Origin of the sequence: Streptomyces fuscichromogenes (genome assembly GCF_014645815.1) — a bacterium.
Lineage (GTDB): Bacteria > Actinomycetota > Actinomycetes > Streptomycetales > Streptomycetaceae > Streptomyces > Streptomyces fuscichromogenes.
Window position 1 is genome coordinate 167,487 of the sequence record NZ_BMML01000007.1, and the last position, 17,473, is coordinate 184,959.

Genomic DNA, 17,473 nt, shown 5'->3' on the forward strand with positions numbered 1-17,473 from the left:
CGGTGCCGCGGATGGCTCACGACGCGCACCCCCTCACACCCGGCCCCCGCGGAGCGCCTAGTCCCGGCGGGACACCTCCACGTTCTCCAGGATGCCGAGGGCGTCCGGGACCAGGACGGCGGCCGAGTAGTAGGCGGTGACCAGGTAGGAGGCGACCGCTTGTTCGTTGATGCCCATGAGGCGGACGGCCAGGCCGGGCTCCGTCTCGTCCGGCAGGCCGGTCTGGAGGAGGCCGATCACGCCCTGGTTCTGCTCGCCGGCCCGCAGCGCGATGATGGAGGAGGTGCGGGCCCCGGTGACCGGGATCTTGCCGCAGGGGAGCAGCGGGACGCCCCGCCAGGCCGGGAGATGATGGCCGCCGACCTCGATCCCGCCGAAGTACAGACCGCGCTTGTTGCACTCCCGCCCGAACGCCGCGATCGCCCTGGGGTGGGCGAACAGATGCGTGGTGTCACGCCGCATGGCGAGGAGCTCGTCGAGGTCGTCCGGGGTGGGCGGACCCGAGTGCGTGGAGATCCGCTGGCCGTGGTCGGCGTTGTGCAGCAGGCCGAAGTCCCGGTTGTTGACCAGCTCGTGCTCCTGCCGCTCCCGCAACACCTCCACGACGAGCCTGAGTTGGTGCTCAGTCTGGTCCATCGGCCTGCTGTAGAGGTCGGCCACCCGGGTGTGCACGCGCAACACGGTCTGGGCGACGCTCAGTTCGTACTCGCGTGGCGCCGGCTCGTAGTCCGCGAAGGTGTGCGGGATGTCCGGCTCGCCGGTATGGCCCGCGCTGAGCGCGATCTCGGCCTCGCCGAAGGCGTTCGTCTCCCGGTGTCCGTCAAGCCGGGCCAGCTCCACGTGCGCGCGAAGAGCGGCGTGCCGGTCCACCACCTCCTGGTACGCCGTGTGCGGCAGCGCCAGCACGGTGGTCGCCGTAGCCGCGCGGGCGGTGAACTCCCAGCCGCCGTCGAGCCCGGCGAGCACCCGGCCGCCGAAGGTGTCGCCGTCCGCGAGGAGTCCGACCACCGCCTCGTCGCCGTAGGGCCCCGCCCCGATCTGCTCCACCTTGCCGTGCGCGATCAGATACACATGGTCGGCCGGGCGGCCGGCCGCCACGATCACCTGCCCCGGCTCGTACTCCCGCTGCTCGAACCGCGCCGCCAGCGCCTGCAGCGCGGTGCCGTCCTCGAAGCCCCGCAGCAACGGCAGCTCGCCCAGCTCGGCCGGGATCACCGCGACCTGCGCGCCGGTCTGCACGAAGGTCACCCGGCCGTCGCCGACCCGGTACGACAGTCTGCGGTTGACGCGGTAGGTACCGCCGGGCACGTCCACCCACGGCAGCGTCCGGGTCAGCCACCGTGAGCTGATCTCCTGCATCTGGGGTGCGGACTTGGTCGTCGTGGTGAGATTCCGTGCCGCGGCGGTGCCGAGGCTCTGCTGCTCCCGCTCCTCGGCGTCCGCCGGGGGCGTCGTACCGGTCTCGACCGACATCGATTTCCTTCTCTCGCGTCACTTGGGTGACGGAACGGACACGGACCGTCACCTTCCGGGGCTACCCCTACCCCCCGACCCGCGCCGTGAGTGATGCCGGGGGACGGAGCGCGAGGCACGTGCCACCGGGAACTGCGCCATCACCACCCCTCACTCCACCCCGGCCACCCCCGGCCGCCGGTTTCCGGCCGGGAGCCACCGGGATCGCGGCGCGGCATCCCGGGGCGCGGTGAAAGCCCCGTCGCTCCCGGCGCATGCCCCGGCCCCGACCGGGTACGCGTGCCGTGGCCGCCCGGTGACCTGCCGGCCCTGCGGCCTGTACCACCACCGCTACCTGGGGACCTGCCATGGAGACACCCGCACACGACGACCTCCCGACGCCGGCCCAGCGAGCGCTCGACACGCTGGCCGTGAACGCCGAGGACCATGACGCCCTGGACACGCTCGCCCACAGTGACGTGCTGGTCCCGGTGCCGGACGACGCCGCGGAGGCGGCCGACCCCGCGATGATCGCCCTGCCCGTCCTGGAACGCCCCGACGGCGACCCCGTCGTCCCCGTGTTCACCTCGGAGGGGGAGCTGACCGGTCTGCTGCCGACGGTCTCCCGCTACCGCGTGGTGCCGCTCGGCGCGCTCGCCTCGCAGTGGCCCGAGGACAACCTCTCGCTCGCCATAGACGGCAGCTCGGCGCACGCGCTGACGCTCACCTCCGAGGGAGTGCGCACCCTGCTGGCGCGGCCGGCGGGCTGACCGAAGGGCTCCGGTCACCGACAGGCCGGCCCCCGGGCCAGAATGGCGCCATGGAATGGATCTCCGGGGTGGCCGGGGGACTGGTGCTCGTCCTGGTCCTGCGCAGCATCCTGCGCACGCTCGTGGTCCCCCGGGGCCTGTACTCCGTACTGGTGTACCGGCTGTGGTGGGGCCTGCGCCGGGTGCTCTGCCTCGCCGCGCACCGGGGCGGCTACCGGGCCATCGACCGCGCCCAGACCTGGCTCGCCCCGCTCATGCTGGTCGGCATGCTCGCCGCCTGGCTCGGCGGGGCGTTCCTCGGCTTCGGGATGCTGCTGTACGCGTTCTCCCCGCTGTCCTGGAGCACCGCCTTCCGGGAGGCGGGCTCCAGCCTGTTCACCCTCGGGTTCGCCAGCGGTGCCCGGCTGCGGCTGTCCGCGCTCGACTTCGTCGCCGCCGCCACCGGCCCGGTCGTCATCGCGCTCCAGATCGCCTATCTGCCCACGCTGTACGCGGCCTACAACCGCCGTGAACTGGAGGTCACCCTGCTCCAGTCCCGGGCCGGGGAGCCCGCCTGGGGTCCGGAGATCCTCGCCCGGCAGTGGCTGGTCGACACCGAGACGGCGCTGCCCGAGCTGTACCGGTCCTGGGAGCGGCTGGCCGCGGACATGGGCGAGAGCCACGCCACCTACCCGGTGCTGTTGGCGTTCCGCTCGCCCCGCCCCTACCGCAGCTGGCTGGTCGGGCTGATCGCCGTCATGGACGCGGCCGCCATGCAGCTGGCGCTCGCTCCGCGCGCCGCCCCGCCCGAGGCCCGGCTGATGCTGCGCGCGGGGTTCACCGCACTGCGTGACATCGCCGTCTCCGTGCGGGCGACCGTCGACACCGACCCGGCCCCGGACGCCCCCGTCGAGCTGACCTATGGCGAGTTCGAGGAGGCCGTGGCCATGCTGGAGAAGACCGGCTTCCGCGCCGAACGCGGCACCGAGGAGGCCTGGCCGCACTTCCACGGCTGGCGGGTCAACTACGAGGCGGTCGCCTACGAGCTGTGCCGCCGCTGCGACGCGGTACCCGCGCTGTGGACCGGTGGCCGCGACTTTCCCTCGGAGCCGATTCCGCCGCGGCGCCCGGTGGACCGGCGGCCGTTCGAAGGACGGCCGGAAGTTCCTCCTTCCGGCGGGTAGCGCGGCGCTTCATGAGGGAAGATCCCAGCAGGGGCCGGGGAGACCGAGAGGGGCGGATCGTCGTGAGGGTCGTCCTGCTGGGCACCGCCGCGGGCGGCGGATTCCCGCAGTGGAACTGCGCCTGCGCGCTGTGCGCGGCCGCCCGGGACGGCAAGCTGCCCTCCCGGACCCAGGAGTGCGTGGCGCTGACCGGCAACGGCCGGGACTGGTGGCTGCTCAACGCCTCCCCGGACATCCGCGCCCAGCTCACCGCCACGGCCGCGCTGTGGCCGGGACCGGGCCCTAGGGACACCCCGGTACGCGGCGTGCTGCTCACCGACGCCGAGGCCGACCACGTCAGCGGCCTGACCGTGCTGCGCGGGGCGCCGGACCTCAAGGTGTACGCGGCCCCGCCGGTGGGGACGGTGCTGGCGCCCGCCCGGGGCGCCCTGGACCGCTACGCTCCCTGGCAATGGGCCGACAGCCTGGCCGACGGCGGCTTCGTGCTGGCCGGCGGCCTGGTCGTCACCGCGCACCCGGTCGGCGCCAAGGTCCCGGCGTACGTGCCGCCCGAGCTCGCCGAGGCCGACGGCCGCTGGGTCACGGCGTACCGCGTCGAGGACCTGGCCACCGGGGGAGTGCTGCTCTACGCCCCCTGCGTGGGCGCCTGGAGCGACGTGCTGGACGAGCTGTGCGCGGAGGCCGACTGCGTGCTGCTGGACGGCACCTTCTTCAGCGCCGACGAGATGGGCACAGCGGCCCCCACCGGCCCCGGCCAGGCGGCGATGGGCCATCTCCCGGTCTCCGGCCCGCACGGCAGCCTCGCCGCCCTGGCCCGCCATCCGCGCGCCCGCCGGATCTACACCCACCTCAACAACACCAACCCGCTGGTCGACCCGGCGTCCCGGGCCCGCGCCCAGGTGGCCGCGGAGGGCGTCGAGGTCCTCCCCGACGGGATCGAGTTCGCGCTCTAGGCGGGTCGGCCCCGCAAGGGGCGCGGGGAACCGCGCGACGGGCCACGACGGTGCCTGGGGAACTGTCAGACAGGCCCCAGGTCGGCACACGGCGGGTCGCGGTACTTCCGGTCGTGGTACTTCCGGTCGTGGTATTTCCGGCGGAGCGCTCAGCCGTCCGTGCCTTCGAGCGTCCGCGCCAGCACCGCCCGCTGCAGCGGGCGCACCTCGGCGTGCACGGCGCGGCCCCTGGCGGTGAGCGCGACCCACACGCCCCGCCGGTCCTCCGCACAGACCGAGCGCTCCACCAGGCCGTCCTTCTCCAGTCGCCCGATCAGCCGGGAGAGCGCGCTCTGGCTCAGATGGACCCGTCCCACCAGGTTCTGCACCCGGCACTGGTCACCCTCGGCGGGCGTCTCGGTGGCGAGCAGGTCGAGCACCTCGAAGTCGCTCGCGCCGAGCCCGTGCGGATGCAGCACCCGGTCGATCTCGCACATCGTGCGCGCGTGCACCGACAGGATGTCCCGCCACTGTTCCTCCAGCCGGGCCTCGGCCGTCTTCACTGCCATACCCGCACGGTAACACCGATCAAGCCAATTGTTGAGTGTGCAACTAGTGCGGGTGCACGCAGTCGTACGGTGCTCAGCCGACCGGGTTCTGGAGCAGCCCCACCATGTTGCCGTCGGCGTCCTTCACCGACGCGACCAGCCGGCCGTTGCCGACGTCCCGGGCGTCCTGGACCAGCTCGGCGCCGGCCGCCAGCAGCGCCGCGAGCCGCTCCCGCAGATCGGTGACGTGCCAGAACGGCGTCGGCCCGGTCAGCCCCTGGGCATGACCGTTCGGGTCGAGGCCGACGTCCTGCCCCGCCGCCTTGAACCCGATGTAGTAGGGCTCGTCGGCGTACGGCTCGACGCCCAGCAGCGCGCCGAACAGGGCCTTGGCCCGCGCCGCGTCCTTCACGGGGTAGATGATCGTCTGCACGCCTTCGCTCATGGCGCTCTCACTCCTCGCGATAAGGGAACCGGCGCTTCCCGGCCGGTGATCCCACGCTAGGACGCGTCGGCCCACCCCCGCTTCTCCGATCCTGACCGGTTGCCGTAGCGCCCCAGAGGGGCGCGGGGAACTGCGCGACCAGCCACGACGGCGCCGCAGACGACCGACGGCATGTCCCGGCCCTCCCAGCGGAGCGCTCACGTCGACTCGCGCCGCACCAGCTCCGTCGGCAGGATCACCGCCGCGGGGTCCTCCCCGCCTATCTGGGCGAGCAGGACGCGGACCATCTCGGTGCTGATCCGGTCCCAGGGCTGGCGGATGGTGGTGAGCGCCGGGGTCACCGCCGTGGCTGCCGGGGAGTCGTCGAAACCGCCGACAGCGATGTCATCCGGCACCCGCTTCCCGGCCCGCTGCAACACCGCCAGCACGCCCTGCGCCATGAGGTCCGAGGCCACGAAGACGGCGTCCAGGTCCGGGGCCTGCGCGAGCAGCCGCTCCGCTCCCGCCTCACCGCTCGCCTTGCTGTAGTCCCCGGACACGACGAGTGCCTCGTCGATCGCGATGCCCGCCTCGGTGAGGATCTCCTTGTACCCGGCGAGCCGCTCGACACCGCCCGGGGTGTCCAGCGGGCCGGTGATCATGCCGATCCGACGGCGTCCCACGGCCAGCAGGTGCCGGACCATGTCCCGGGCGCCGTCCCGGTCGTCGGCGGCGACGTAACTCACCTTCGAGCCGAGGCCGATCGGCTTGCCGCAGGCCACCAGGGGTACGCCCGCCGCGCGCAGTTCCTCCGCGACCGGGTCACCCGAGTGGCTCGACACCAGCAGCACCCCGTCGACGTGCCCGGCGGTGATGTACCGGGTGATCCGCCGCCGTTCCTCCTTGGTACCCGCCAGCATCAGCAGCAGCGGTATGTCGTGCCGGGCCAGCGCCTGCGTACAACCGCTCAGCAGCACGTTGAAGTTGGGGTCCTCGAAGAACCTCTCCTGCGGCTCCGTCAGCAGGAAGCCGACCGAGTCCGAACGCCCGGTGATCAGCGACCGGGCGTGCCGGTTGACGACGTACCCGGTTCGCCGGATGGCGTCGTCGACCGCCTCCCGGGCGGCGGGGCTGACGTAGTGCCCGCCGTTGAGCACGCGCGAGACAGTGCCTCGTGAGACGCCTGCCTCGCGCGCCACGTCGTGGATCGTCGGCGGTTTGCGCCGGCCCCCCGCATTGCTGCTCATGGTCATGACTTTACGGCCCCGGACAGCAGGTCAAGGCTCCAGAAGCGCTGAATGACCAGGAAGAGCGCGATCAGCGGCAGCACGGCCAGGAACGCACCGGTGATCACCAGGGTGTACAGCGCCGGGGTGTTGGCGCCCTGCATCAGGAGTGTGTACAGACCGAGGGTGAGCGGGAACCTCTCGTCGTTGCTCAGCATGATGTACGGCAGGAGGAAGTTGTTCCAGATGGCCACGAACTGGAACAGGAACACCGTGACCATGCCGGGGATCATCATCGGCAGCGCGATCCGGGTGAAGATCCGCCACTCGCTCGCCCCGTCCATCCGCCCCGCCTCCACCACGTCGGTGGGGACGGCCGCGGCCGCGTAGATCCGCGAGAGGTAGACGCCGTACGGCGCGAGGATCTGTGGCAGCAGCACGGACAGGTAGGAGTCCGTGAGGTTCGCCTTGGCCAGCAGCAGGTACTGCGGGATGGCGAGGATGACCGGAGGCATCAGCACGCCGGCGAGCAGCACGTTGAAGATCGCTTCGCGGCCCCTGAACCGGTAGGTGGCGAGGGCGTAGCCGGTGAACGCCGACACGCACGTCGAGACCAGGGCACCGAGACCGGCGTACAGACCGGAGTTGAGCATCCACTGCCAGTAGATGCCGTCCCGGTAGGCGTTGAGGTCCTTGAGGTTCTGGGTGAAGCCGGAGCCGGGCAGGAAGGTGAACGTGGAGAACAGCTCGCTGCCGGACTTGGTGGACGCGATCACCACCCAGGCCACCGGCAGCAGCGTGTAGATCGCGCCCAGCAGCAGCGTGAGCGTCGGGACCAGGGCGATCCGGCGGCGCAGCGGCGGCCCCTGGGCGGTGCCGGGCGTGGTACCCGCGGCCGGGGCGGCCTTGCGGACGGCAAGAGAACTCATCCTGCTGCCTCCTGCCTGTTCCGGCGGTTCGCGGCCCGCAGGAAACCGAAGGACAGCATCAGCGTGGCGAGGGCGATGAGGGTCGCCTCGGCCGCCGCGGAGTAGATGTCGCCCTTGGCGAAGGCGTCCACGTACACCTTCATCAGCGGACTCCAGGTCGTGTTGACCGAGTTGGTGAGGGGTTTGAGGGTGGTCGGCTCGTTGAAGACCTGGAGCGTCGCGATGATCGAGAAGAAGAAGGTCAGCACCAGCGAGGGCGCCACCATCGGGATCTTGATCTTCAGGGCGGTCTGCAACGGGGAGGCGCCGTCCAGTTTGGCCGCCTCGTAGACCTCGGCCGGGATGGCACGCAGCGAGGTGTAGATGACGATCATGTTGAAGCCGGTGCCGCCCCAGACCGCGATGTTGGACAGGGCCAGGTACAGCGGACCGCCGTCCAGCAGGTTCGGCTGCGGCAGGTGCAGCCTGTCGAGCACGTAGTAGAAGGGGCTGACGTCCGGCAGGTACAGGAAGCCCCACAGCAGCGCGGCCACCACGCCGGGGATGGCGTACGGCAGGAAGATCGCGAGCCGGGTGAACGGGGCGAGCCGGACCCGCTCGGAGTCGAGCATCAGGGCGAACAGCAGGGCGAGGCCGAGCATCACCGGGACGACGATGCAGCCGTAGCCGAGGACGCGCAGCGCACCGTCGTAGAACTCGTTGTCGGTGAGGGCGTCCCGGTAGTTCTCCAGGCCGGCCCAGACCTCGCTGCGGGCGCCGGCGCCCAGGCCGAGGCCGGAGACGTGCACCTTGCGGAAGCTGAGCCAGACCGCGTACCCGATGGGCAGCGCGAAGAACAGCGCGAAGAGGATCGCGGCGGGGACGAGGAAGGCGTACGGGGCCCCCTTGACCCCGTACGACCTCCGGCCGGCGGTGCTGCTCACTGAGAGACCTCGAAGCCCTGCTTCTTCATGTCGGCGACCGTGTCGTCCTGCATCGTCTTCAGGGCGGCGGTGAAGTCCGACTTGTTCTTCGCGGCGGTGCCGAACGCGTCGTTGAAGGACGTGTAGGCGACGTTCACGTTCGGGCCCCAGGCGGAGGGCGCCGTGGTCTTCGCGATCTCGGCGGCCTTGGTGTAGAAGTCCGACTGGTTCGAGAAGTAGGCCGGCGGGGTGGCGAAGGCGCCGCTGGTCTGGGCGTTCGTGGCGGCCGGGTAGATGCCGCTCTCCTTGGCCAGCGCGTTGAGCGCCTCGCCGTCGGTGTTCAGCCAGGCGGCGAACTTGGCGGCGGCCGCCTGGTGCTTGGAGTCCGTGGTGACGGCGGTGGAGGAGCCGCCCCAGCTGCCGGTGACGTTCTCGGACGCGGACCACTGGGGGAGCGCGGCCATCGCCCACTTGCCCTTGGTGTCGGGCGCGGCGGTGGTCAGGGTGCCCGGTGCCCACACGGCGGAGACCCAGGCGATCTGCTTGCCGGTGTCCAGCGCCTTGTTCCAGGCCGGGGTGTACATCGGCTGGTTGTCGATGACCCCTTCCTTGACCAGGCCGCCCCAGAACGAGGCGACCTTCTGGGTGGCCGCGTCGTCGATGGCGACCTTCCACTGGTCGCCGGAGGTGGTCCACCACTTGGCGCCGGCCTGCTGGGCGAGGCCCGCGAAGAGCCCGGAGTCGTTGGCGGAGAACGTGGTCAGGTCGAGGTCCGGTGCCTTCTTCTTCAGCTGACGGGCGTCCTGGGCGAACTCGTCCCAGGTGGTCGGCACCTTGAGGCCGTACTTCTTGAAGAGGTCGGCGCGGTAGTAGAACATCATCGGGCCGATGTCCTGGGGCACCGCGTACACCGCGTTCGTGCCCAGCGTGACCTGCTGCCAGACCCCGTCGGCGAACTTGCTCTTCGCGTCACCGACGTTCTTCGATATGTCGGCGACCGCGTCGTTGCTGACCAGCGTGGGCAGCGCCTGGTACTCGGCCTGCACCAGGTCGGGGCCGTTCTTCGCCTTGTGCGCGGTGAGGATCTTGGTGACCAGGGTGTCGCCGGACGCCTGCTTCTTCACCGTGACGGTGATCTGGTCCTTCTTGCCCTCGCCCTTGTTCCACAGGTCGACGACCTTGTCCATACCGGGCGCCCAGGCCCAGTACGTCAGCGAGACCGGACCGGAGTCGGCCTTGCTGTCGTCGTCGGACGAGCCGCAGGCGGCGAGTGCGGTGGCGCCGAGCGAGACGGCGACGGCGGTTGTCACGAGGCGACGGCGCTTCGTGTGCGGCATGGATCTCTCCCCTGACCTGGGTCCCCGCCCGTCGCGGGAACCTGCCATGCAGATGAATGTGTGGGCTTTCCAGACAGCACAGACCCGGATCATCGCCTGCCGCGAGTCCGTGTCATGCTCTGTGAGCGTTCACAGTAGAGAAACATCCCGGACACTTGTCAATGGTTGTTGCTGTGCGGTTATGTTGGGCTCACGCCACGATCGATGTGTGTGAACGTTCCCAAATGATCGATTAAACGGGAGAGATCCATGCCGGACACCACCCCCAGGGGCCTGACCAGGCTCGCCTTCGGTGGGGACTACAACCCCGAGCAGTGGCCGGAAGACGTCTGGCACGAGGACGTCCGGCTGATGCGCGAGGCCGGGGTCTCGATGGTGAGCGTCGGGATCTTCTCCTGGGCCCTGCTGGAGCCGGCCCCGGGGGAGTACGACTTCGGCTGGCTCGACCGGCTCCTCGACCTGCTGCACGACAACGGCATCCGCGTCGACCTCGGCACCCCCACCGTGGCGCCGCCGGCCTGGTTCTACCGCGCCCACCCCGAGGCGCTCCCGGTGACCGCGGAGGGCGTGCGCTACGAGTTCGGCTCCCGCGGCGCCATCTGCCACTCCGACGCCGACTACCGGGCGGCGGCGGCGAACATCACCACCCGCCTCGCCGAGCGCTACGGCGACCACCCGGCCCTCGCCCTGTGGCACGTCCACAACGAGTACGGCGTCCCCGTCTCGGCCTGCTACTGCGACTCCTGCGCCGCGCACTTCCGCCGCTGGCTCGCCGCCGCCCACGGGACCGTCGAGGCCGTCAACGAGGCCTGGGGCACGGCCTTCTGGGGCCAGCACTACACGGACCTGGCGCAGATCAACCCGCCGCGGGTCACCCCGACCGTCGGCAACCCCGGCCAGGCCCTCGACTACAAGCGGTTCACCGACGCCACCATCCGCGAGAACTTCCGCATGGAGCGGGACATCCTGCACCGCCTCTCGCCCGGCGTCCCGGTCACCACCAACTTCATGACCGCCCTCAGCCAGTGCGACTCCATGGACTACTGGGCCTGGGGCCGCGAGGTCGACCTGGTCACCAACGACCACTACCTGATCACCGACGGCCGCCGCACCCACGTCAACCTCGCGATGGCCGCGGACCTCACCCGCTCGGTCGCCGCCGGCGCCCCCTGGCTGCTCCTCGAACACTCCACGTCGGGCGTCAACTGGCAGCCCCGCAACCCGGCCAAGGCCCCCGGCCAGATGGCCCGCAACTCCCTGGCGCACGTGGCCCGCGGCTCCGACGGCGCGCTGTTCTTCCAGTGGCGGCAGTCCCGGCACGGCGCCGAGAAGTTCCACTCCGCGATGCTCCCGCACGCCGGCACCGGGACCCGGGTGTGGCGCGAGGTCGTCGAACTCGGCGCCTCCCTGGACTCGTTGAGCCAGATCAAGGGCACCCGCACCCGGGCCGACGTGGCCGTCCTGTGGGACTGGCAGTCCTGGTGGGCGCAGAACCTCCAGTGGCGCCCCAGCGAGGACCACGACCCGCGCGAGCGCGCCGACGCCTTCTACGAGGCCCTCTACGACCGCCATCTCACCGTCGACTTCGCCCACCCCGAAAGCGACTTGTCGGCCTATCCCCTTGTCGTCGTACCGGCCCTCTACCTGATGACGGAGGCGGCCGGGAACAACCTCCGCGAGTACGTCGAGAACGGCGGCACCCTCGTCGTCTCGTACTTCTCCGGGATCGTCGACGAACACGACGCGGTGCACGAGGGCGCCTACCCGGGCACCCTGCGGGAGACCCTCGGCCTCACCGTCGAGGAGTTCTCGCCCCTGCTGAAGGACCAGCGGGTGCGGCTGACCGGCCCCGACGGCTCCGAGCTGACCGGCGACGTGTGGACCGAGTTCGTCGTGCCGGGCGCCGCCGAGACGGTCTGGACCTACGCCGACGGCCTCACCGCCGGCCGCCCGGCGGTCACCCGGCACCAGCTGGGGGAGGGCACCGCCTGGTACGTGTCGACGCGCCTGGACGCGCAGGGCCTGGACGCCCTCCTCGGCTGGGCCGCCGAGGACGCCCGGATCGCGCCCCGCGCCGACCTGCCCCGCGATGTCGAGGTAGTCCGGCGCACCGGCGAGTCCGGCACCTTCCTGTTCGCGATCAACCACACCGCCACCGACGCCAAGGTGCCCCTGGAGGCGCCCGGCACCGAACTGCTGACGGGTGAACGCGCCGCGGGCCGGCTCGCCGTCCCGGCGGGCGCCGTGCGGGTCGTACGACTCGACGGCTGAACCCCGGCGCGGGACCCGGGGCCGTCGTGCCCGCGCCCGCCCAGACTCCCCTCCGCCCGTGAGCGCCACGAGAGCCGCGGGCGGAGGGGTGCTCCTCCGGCCCCGCCGGAGGACATCCCCACCGCAGTCACGTCGAAGGGACGACGGACGATGATGTTCCATCCCAGACGCACCATCAGAGCCCTGCTGCTGCCGCTCCTGGCCGGGCTCGCCCTCACCGCCCTGCCCGCGCAGACCGCCCAGGCGGCGAGCACCCTCACCAACGGCGGCTTCGAGTCGGACGGTGCGGGCGTGGCCACGCCCACCGGCTGGTCGGAGTACGGCGACACGGGCGCCTCGTACACCGAGTCCGGCGGCCACAGCGGCAGTTACCGGCTGAGCCATTACTCGGCCTCCGCCTACAAGGTGGAGACCTACCAGTACCTGTCGGGGCTGACCAACGGCAACTACACGCTCACCGCCTGGGTCCGCTCCAGCGGCGGGCAGAACTCCGCCTACATATCCCTGAAGAACTGCGGGAGTTCGGAGCAGCGCACCGACCTGCCGGTCTCCACCAGCAGCTGGGTCCGCATCGTCACCTCGATCGCGGTCACCAACAACCAGTGCACGGTGAGCGTCTACTCCGACGCCAACGCGGGCAACTGGATCAACGTCGACGACCTGACCTTCGCGTCCGGCTCGACCGGTCTGTCCATCAAGGGCGCCGACATCTCGTCGCTGGCCAAGAGCGAGGCCAAGGGCGGGGTCTACAAGACCAGTTCCGGCACCACCGGGGACGCGGTCACCATCCTGAAGGGCGCCGGCATGAACTACGCGCGCCTGAAGGTCTGGGTCAACCCGGCCGACGGCTACAACGACAAGGCCCATGTCCTGGCCATGGCCAAGCGGATCAAGGCGGCCGGCATGAAGCTGCTGGTCGACTTCCACTACTCGGACACCTGGGCCGACCCGGGCAAGCAGACCAAGCCCGCCGCCTGGTCCGGCCACTCCTACAGCCAGCTGAAGACCGACGTGTACAACCACACGTACGACGTCCTCAACGCGCTGAAGTCCCAGGGCACCACGGCCGACATGGTCCAGATCGGCAACGAGATCAACGGCGGCATGCTCTGGTCCGAGGGCTCCACCGACAACTGGTCCCAGCTCGCCGGCCTGATCAACTCCGGCTACAGCGCGGCCAAGGCGGTCTCCTCCGCCACCCAGGTCGCCCTGCACCTGGCCAACGCAGGCGACGACGCCACGGTCCGCTGGTGGTTCGACAACGCCAAGACCTACGGCATCAACTACGACGTGATCGGGCTGTCGTACTACGGCTACTGGCACGGTTCGCTGGCCGCCGCCCAGACCACCCTGGACGACGTGGCGTCCCGCTACTCCAAGCCGGTCTTCATCGCCGAGACCGCCTACCCGTTCACCCTCGCCCAGGACGACTCGCTGGAGAACCAGATCGACACCAGCAGCGAACTGGTCACCGGCTACCCGGCCACCGCCGCCGGTCAGCTGGCCTGGATGAACGCCGTAGCCAACATCGTCGAGGCGGTCCCGAACGGCCGTGGCCTCGGCGTCTTCTACTGGGAGGCGACCTGGACCGCCGTCACCGGCAACGGCTGGGACCCGACCGACGCCTCCTCCGGCAACGGCTGGGAGAACCAGGCCCTGTTCGGCTACGACGACAAGGCGCTCTCCTCCATGGCGTGGTTCAGCCACCGCTGAACCACCGCTGACGGGGGCCCGGCCGTAAGGGGACGGTCGGGCCCCTCCGCCCCGCCCGGTCCCTACCGCTCAGGCGACTTCCCAACAGGTCGGCCGGGTACCGCCGTTCGGTCTCGGACAACGCTCGCCGACTCCCTGACGTGGGGGCTTCGGCTGCGGGACAGTGGGAACACACACTGCGAGGAGGCAGGGACGGAGGCTGGTCGGATGCTGAGGAACTCGGGCGGCGTGAGCCGCCTGGACATTCTGGACTGGCTGAAGGATCCGGCGGCCCACTTCCCACCCCAGCGCCACGCGGATCTCGCCGAGGACGGTGTCACCGTCCGGGCCGTCGCCGCCAAGCTCGGCGTCTCCCGCAGGGTCGCCGGCGCCCATCTGGGCCTGCTGGCCCGGCTCGGCCTGCTCCGCACCAAGCGCATCCGGTACCGCGTCCACTACCGGCGCGACGAGATCCGGATCGCCGAAGTGGCCCGGATGTTCGAGAAAGGCTGGTGAGACCGGTCCGGCCTGTCACCATGGGGCCCATGGACCGACCCACGCGCCTCGTCCCCCTCCACTACGTAGCCGTCGGCGGCCGGGGTCCGGAGGACGTGGTGACGGATCCGGACGGCCGGGTCCTGACCGGCGTCGAGGACGGCCGGATCCTGTGCCTGGACGGGCTCGGGGACCCGGACACCGCCAGGGTCCGCACGCTCGCCAGGACCGGCGGCCGCCCGCTCGGGCTCGACCTTCTCCCGGACGGCGACCTGCTGGTCTGCGACGCGGAGCGCGGCCTGCTGCGGGTCGGTCTCGCCGACGGCACCGTCCGCGTCCTCGCCGACACGGTCGAGGGAGAGCCGCTGAGGTTCGCGAGCAATGTGACCGCCCTGCCCGACGGGACCGTCTACTTCACCACCGCCAGCCGCCGCTTCCCCCTCGGCCAGTGGATCGGCGACATCGTCGAGCACAGCGGCACCGGCCGTCTGCTGCGCCTGGCGCCGGGCGCGGACACGGCCGAAGTGGTCTGGGAGGGCTTCCAGTTCGCCAACGGCCTGACCGTGAGCGGCGACGGCAGCTTCCTGGTCGTCGCGGAGACCGGCGGGTACCGCCTCACCCGCTACTGGCTCACCGGCCCGCGCACCGGCCGCGCCGAGCTCTTCGCCGAGCTCCCCGGCATGCCCGACAACATCTGGCGCGACGGCGACCTCCTCTGGGTCGCCCTGGCCGGCCCGCGCAACCCGCCGCTCGACCTCCTGCACCGCGCCCCGCTCGCCGTCCGCAGGGCCGCCGCCCGGGCCGCCGTGCACGCCCCCTACCGCCCGGTCGGTACCGTCGCCGTGCTGGCGCTCGACGACCAGGGTCGGGTCGTCCACCACCTGGCCCGGGACAACTCCGGCTTCCGCATGGTCACCAGTGTCTGCCGGACCGGCCGGTACCTGGTCCTCGGCAGCGTGTGGGAGCCCGGTGTCGCGGTCTGCGAGGCCCCCACCGCGAAGTGACCGCCGGGTACGCCCGGCGGTACCCTGGGGCACCCGCCAGGGGCGGTGCCGAACAGGAGACGTACGACCATGACAGCCCCGGAAGCCGAGAGCCTCCGAGTCCAGCCGACCCCCCAGCGGCGGTCCGAGTGGCGTGCCCAGGCCCCGGTCGTCGCGGTGGTGGCCGTCGGCGGCGCGATCGGCGCCGTGGCCCGCTACGCCCTCGCCCTGGCGCTGCCAACGGCCGCCGGAGGGTTCCCCTGGGCCACCTTCTGGACGAACGTCGTCGGCTGTGCGGTGATCGGCGCGTTCCTGGTCCTGGTCACCGAGGGACTCCCGGCGCACCGGCTGGTCCGGCCCTTCTTCGGCACCGGCGTCCTGGGCGGCTTCACGACCTTCTCCACCTACACCGTCGACATCCAGAAACTGGTCGACCACGGCCGGCCCGGGACGGGCCTGGCCTACCTCGCCGCGACCTTGTGCGCGGCCCTCGCGGCGGTGTGGTGTGCCGCGACCGTGACCCGTCGTGTCCTCACCCGGAGGCAGCGATGACGAGACTGACCGGCCGCGCCCTGCGCCTGACCGTCTACATCGGCGAGGACGACACCTGGCACCACAAGCCCCTGTACACGGAGATCGTGCACCGGGCGCACCGGGCCGGACTGGCCGGTGCCAGCGTCTTCCGGGGCATCGAGGGCTTCGGCGCCTCCTCCCGTATCCACACCTCCCGGCTGCTCTCCCTGAGCGAGGACCTGCCGGTGGCGGTGGTCGTCGTGGACACGGAGGAGCGGGTCCGGGCGTTCCTGCCGCAGCTCGACGAACTGGTGACCGAGGGGCTCGTGACCTTGGACGACGTCGAGGTCATCAGGTACGTCGGCCGGGCCGGCGAAACCGGCGAACCGGACGTGAAGGGTAAGAAGTCGTTGTGAACTGGCTGTTGGTGGTACTCGGCGCCGTCGTGGGTGCCCCGCTCCGCTACCTCACCGACCGCGCTGTGCAGGCCAGGCACGACTCCGTCTTCCCCTGGGGCACCTTCGTGGTGAACGTCACGGGCTGCCTGATCCTGGGCCTGCTGACCGGCGCGGCCTCGGCGGGGGCGGCGAGCCCGCACCTCCAGCTGCTGCTCGGCACCGGACTGTGCGGGGCGCTGACGACGTACTCGACGTTCTCGTACGAGACGCTGAGGCTGACCGAGACCGGCGCCGGGCTCTACGCTGCCGCCAACGTCGTCGCGAGCCTCGTGGCGGGGCTCGGGGCGGCCTTCGCCGGAGTGGCGATCGCCCAGGCCGTCTGGGCCTAGGACTTGCCTCTCACCCGCCGTTGTAAGACTGTCTACAGCACTGTCGACCAAACTCTGCAGAACTGGATCCCATGAGCGCCATCTCCGTCGGTCAGGCCGCCGTCCTCGGGGTAGTCGAGGGGGTGACCGAGTTCCTCCCGGTGTCCTCCACCGGCCACCTCAAGATCACCGAGGGGCTCATGCACATCCCCGTCGACGACCAGTCCGTCGTCGGGTTCTCCGCCGTCATCCAGGTCGGCGCCATCGCCGCCGTGCTCGTGTACTTCTTCAAGGACATCAAGCGGATCGTCTCCGCCTGGGGCCGGGGGCTGGTCAACAAGAACGAGCGCTACCACCACGACTACAAGTTCGCCTGGTGGGTCATCTACGCGACGATCCCGATCGTCCTGGTCGGTCTTGCCGCGAAGCCGCTGATCGACGGCGCGCTCGGATCGCTGTGGGTGGTCGGCGGCTCGCTGATCGTGGGTTCCGGAGTCATGTGGTGCGCGGACCAGATGGGCCGCCACAAGCGCGGTGAGGACGACACCTCCTTCAAGGACGCGATGCTGGTCGGCTGCTCCCAGATCCTCGCCCTGCTCTTTCCCGGCTTCTCCCGCTCCGGCGCCACCATGTCCACCGCGCTCATCCTGGACCTGGACCGCGTCGCCGCCACCCGCCTCTCCTTCTTCCTCGGCATCCCGGCCCTGACCGGCGCCGGCATCTACGAGCTCAAGGACGCGCTCGGCGCGGGCGTCGGCGCCGCCCCGCTGGCCGTCGGCACGATCGTCTCCTTCGTGGTCGCCTACGCCTCCATCGCCTGGCTGCTGAAGTTCGTCGCCAAGCACTCCTTCAACGCGTTCGTGATCTACCGGATCGTGATCGGCCTGGCGGTCTTCGGCCTGCTCGCCACGGGCACCATCGGCGCCTGACGGCCGCCGTCCCACGAGTCACCGCTCCACCACGGGGTGTGACGCCTGCATTCAGGCGTCACACCCCGTGAATGTTTCCTTTCCGGAAACCTTGACAGCGTCCTCACGCAACCCGGAACATCTCACCCGTGAACCTGTCAG

Annotated in this window: 18 protein-coding genes; 11 read left to right on the forward strand and 7 right to left on the reverse strand. The window is 71.0% G+C overall.

Going from position 1 to position 17,473, the window contains the following annotated elements:
• Positions 1–57 precede the first annotated feature (57 nt).
• A complete protein-coding gene (locus IEZ11_RS17220) occupies positions 58–1,473 on the reverse strand; it encodes a family 2B encapsulin nanocompartment shell protein (protein ID WP_189263640.1) in 1,416 nt (471 codons plus the stop codon).
• A gap of 347 nt (positions 1,474–1,820) precedes the next feature.
• On the opposite strand from IEZ11_RS17220, the gene IEZ11_RS17225 reads away from it, so the two are divergent.
• The 3 genes from IEZ11_RS17225 (at position 1,821) to pqqB (ending at position 4,338) form a co-directional block, all read left to right on the forward strand.
• On the forward strand, positions 1,821–2,222 hold the full coding sequence (locus IEZ11_RS17225; RefSeq protein ID WP_189263641.1) for an SseB family protein: 402 nt from the start codon (positions 1,821–1,823) through the stop codon (positions 2,220–2,222).
• A 50-nt stretch (positions 2,223–2,272) separates the two neighbouring features.
• Positions 2,273–3,385 (forward strand): hypothetical protein, encoded by a 1,113-nt coding sequence (locus IEZ11_RS17230; protein WP_189263642.1) that lies wholly within the window; start codon positions 2,273–2,275, stop codon positions 3,383–3,385.
• A gap of 62 nt (positions 3,386–3,447) precedes the next feature.
• Positions 3,448–4,338, forward strand: a complete 891-nt coding sequence (gene pqqB, locus IEZ11_RS17235) for a pyrroloquinoline quinone biosynthesis protein PqqB (protein WP_189263643.1) — start codon at positions 3,448–3,450, stop codon at positions 4,336–4,338.
• 149 nt (positions 4,339–4,487) lie between these two features.
• On the opposite strand, the gene IEZ11_RS17240 is transcribed toward pqqB, so the two are convergent.
• The 6 genes from IEZ11_RS17240 to IEZ11_RS17265 form a co-directional block, all read right to left on the reverse strand.
• Positions 4,488–4,886: a MarR family winged helix-turn-helix transcriptional regulator gene (locus IEZ11_RS17240; protein ID WP_189263644.1), complete on the reverse strand. Its 399-nt coding sequence runs from the start codon at positions 4,884–4,886 to the stop codon at positions 4,488–4,490.
• Positions 4,887–4,959: 73 nt separating this feature from the next.
• Entirely contained in the window at positions 4,960–5,310 is a 351-nt protein-coding gene (locus IEZ11_RS17245; protein WP_189263645.1) for a VOC family protein, read from the reverse strand.
• A gap of 197 nt (positions 5,311–5,507) precedes the next feature.
• Positions 5,508–6,542, reverse strand: a complete 1,035-nt coding sequence (locus IEZ11_RS17250) for a LacI family DNA-binding transcriptional regulator (protein WP_189263646.1) — start codon at positions 6,540–6,542, stop codon at positions 5,508–5,510.
• Positions 6,539–7,444 (reverse strand): carbohydrate ABC transporter permease, encoded by a 906-nt coding sequence (locus tag IEZ11_RS17255; protein WP_189263647.1) that lies wholly within the window; start codon positions 7,442–7,444, stop codon positions 6,539–6,541. Before IEZ11_RS17255 ends, IEZ11_RS17250 begins: the two co-directional genes overlap by 4 nt.
• Positions 7,441–8,367 (reverse strand): carbohydrate ABC transporter permease, encoded by a 927-nt coding sequence (locus IEZ11_RS17260; RefSeq protein WP_189263648.1) that lies wholly within the window; start codon positions 8,365–8,367, stop codon positions 7,441–7,443. Before IEZ11_RS17260 ends, IEZ11_RS17255 begins: the two co-directional genes overlap by 4 nt.
• Positions 8,364–9,683, reverse strand: a complete 1,320-nt coding sequence (locus IEZ11_RS17265; protein ID WP_189263649.1) for an ABC transporter substrate-binding protein — start codon at positions 9,681–9,683, stop codon at positions 8,364–8,366. Before IEZ11_RS17265 ends, IEZ11_RS17260 begins: the two co-directional genes overlap by 4 nt.
• Before the next feature lie 249 nt (positions 9,684–9,932).
• On the opposite strand from IEZ11_RS17265, the gene IEZ11_RS17270 reads away from it, so the two are divergent.
• The 8 genes from IEZ11_RS17270 to IEZ11_RS17305 all read left to right on the forward strand — a co-directional run bounded on the left by IEZ11_RS17270 (position 9,933) and on the right by IEZ11_RS17305 (position 17,332).
• Positions 9,933–11,954, forward strand: a complete 2,022-nt coding sequence (locus IEZ11_RS17270; RefSeq protein WP_189263650.1) for a beta-galactosidase — start codon at positions 9,933–9,935, stop codon at positions 11,952–11,954.
• A 153-nt stretch (positions 11,955–12,107) separates the two neighbouring features.
• Complete coding sequence (locus IEZ11_RS17275) at positions 12,108–13,667, forward strand: glycosyl hydrolase 53 family protein (protein ID WP_189263651.1); 1,560 nt, start codon at positions 12,108–12,110, stop codon at positions 13,665–13,667.
• 207 nt (positions 13,668–13,874) lie between these two features.
• Positions 13,875–14,162, forward strand: coding sequence for a helix-turn-helix domain-containing protein (locus tag IEZ11_RS17280; protein ID WP_189263652.1), 288 nt, complete (start codon positions 13,875–13,877; stop codon positions 14,160–14,162).
• Positions 14,163–14,191: 29 nt separating this feature from the next.
• Positions 14,192–15,145 (forward strand): SMP-30/gluconolactonase/LRE family protein, encoded by a 954-nt coding sequence (locus IEZ11_RS17285; protein ID WP_189263653.1) that lies wholly within the window; start codon positions 14,192–14,194, stop codon positions 15,143–15,145.
• Between the two features lie 69 nt (positions 15,146–15,214).
• Positions 15,215–15,676 carry a fluoride efflux transporter CrcB gene (crcB, locus tag IEZ11_RS17290; RefSeq protein WP_189263654.1) on the forward strand — a complete coding sequence of 154 codons (462 nt, stop codon included), beginning with the start codon at positions 15,215–15,217 and terminating at the stop codon, positions 15,674–15,676.
• Complete coding sequence (locus tag IEZ11_RS17295) at positions 15,673–16,053, forward strand: DUF190 domain-containing protein (RefSeq protein WP_189263655.1); 381 nt, start codon at positions 15,673–15,675, stop codon at positions 16,051–16,053. Before crcB (IEZ11_RS17290) ends, IEZ11_RS17295 begins: the two co-directional genes overlap by 4 nt.
• The gene (gene crcB / locus IEZ11_RS17300; RefSeq protein ID WP_189263656.1) at positions 16,050–16,424 is read left to right on the forward strand and encodes a fluoride efflux transporter CrcB; all 375 of its coding nucleotides are present in this window, start codon (positions 16,050–16,052) and stop codon (positions 16,422–16,424) included. The genes IEZ11_RS17295 and crcB (IEZ11_RS17300) overlap by 4 nt, the downstream gene beginning before the upstream one ends.
• A 71-nt stretch (positions 16,425–16,495) precedes the next feature.
• Complete coding sequence (locus IEZ11_RS17305; protein ID WP_189263657.1) at positions 16,496–17,332, forward strand: undecaprenyl-diphosphate phosphatase; 837 nt, start codon at positions 16,496–16,498, stop codon at positions 17,330–17,332.
• Positions 17,333–17,473 lie beyond the last annotated feature (141 nt).

What these genes read in the sequence shown, in the direction of transcription:
- IEZ11_RS17220 (WP_189263640.1), bottom strand. Translation starts at nt 1,473, where the DNA reads ATGTCGGTCGAGACCGGTACGACGCCCCCGGCGGACGCCGAGGAGCGG.
- IEZ11_RS17225 (WP_189263641.1), top strand. Translation starts at nt 1,821, where the DNA reads ATGGAGACACCCGCACACGACGACCTCCCGACGCCGGCCCAGCGAGCG.
- IEZ11_RS17230 (WP_189263642.1), top strand. Translation starts at nt 2,273, where the DNA reads ATGGAATGGATCTCCGGGGTGGCCGGGGGACTGGTGCTCGTCCTGGTC.
- IEZ11_RS17240 (WP_189263644.1), bottom strand. Translation starts at nt 4,886, where the DNA reads ATGGCAGTGAAGACGGCCGAGGCCCGGCTGGAGGAACAGTGGCGGGAC.
- IEZ11_RS17245 (WP_189263645.1), bottom strand. Translation starts at nt 5,310, where the DNA reads ATGAGCGAAGGCGTGCAGACGATCATCTACCCCGTGAAGGACGCGGCG.
- IEZ11_RS17250 (WP_189263646.1), bottom strand. Translation starts at nt 6,542, where the DNA reads ATGACCATGAGCAGCAATGCGGGGGGCCGGCGCAAACCGCCGACGATC.
- IEZ11_RS17255 (WP_189263647.1), bottom strand. Translation starts at nt 7,444, where the DNA reads ATGAGTTCTCTTGCCGTCCGCAAGGCCGCCCCGGCCGCGGGTACCACG.
- IEZ11_RS17265 (WP_189263649.1), bottom strand. Translation starts at nt 9,683, where the DNA reads ATGCCGCACACGAAGCGCCGTCGCCTCGTGACAACCGCCGTCGCCGTC.
- IEZ11_RS17270 (WP_189263650.1), top strand. Translation starts at nt 9,933, where the DNA reads ATGCCGGACACCACCCCCAGGGGCCTGACCAGGCTCGCCTTCGGTGGG.
- IEZ11_RS17275 (WP_189263651.1), top strand. Translation starts at nt 12,108, where the DNA reads ATGTTCCATCCCAGACGCACCATCAGAGCCCTGCTGCTGCCGCTCCTG.
- IEZ11_RS17280 (WP_189263652.1), top strand. Translation starts at nt 13,875, where the DNA reads ATGCTGAGGAACTCGGGCGGCGTGAGCCGCCTGGACATTCTGGACTGG.
- IEZ11_RS17285 (WP_189263653.1), top strand. Translation starts at nt 14,192, where the DNA reads ATGGACCGACCCACGCGCCTCGTCCCCCTCCACTACGTAGCCGTCGGC.
- crcB (WP_189263654.1), top strand. Translation starts at nt 15,215, where the DNA reads ATGACAGCCCCGGAAGCCGAGAGCCTCCGAGTCCAGCCGACCCCCCAG.
- IEZ11_RS17295 (WP_189263655.1), top strand. Translation starts at nt 15,673, where the DNA reads ATGACGAGACTGACCGGCCGCGCCCTGCGCCTGACCGTCTACATCGGC.
- IEZ11_RS17305 (WP_189263657.1), top strand. Translation starts at nt 16,496, where the DNA reads ATGAGCGCCATCTCCGTCGGTCAGGCCGCCGTCCTCGGGGTAGTCGAG.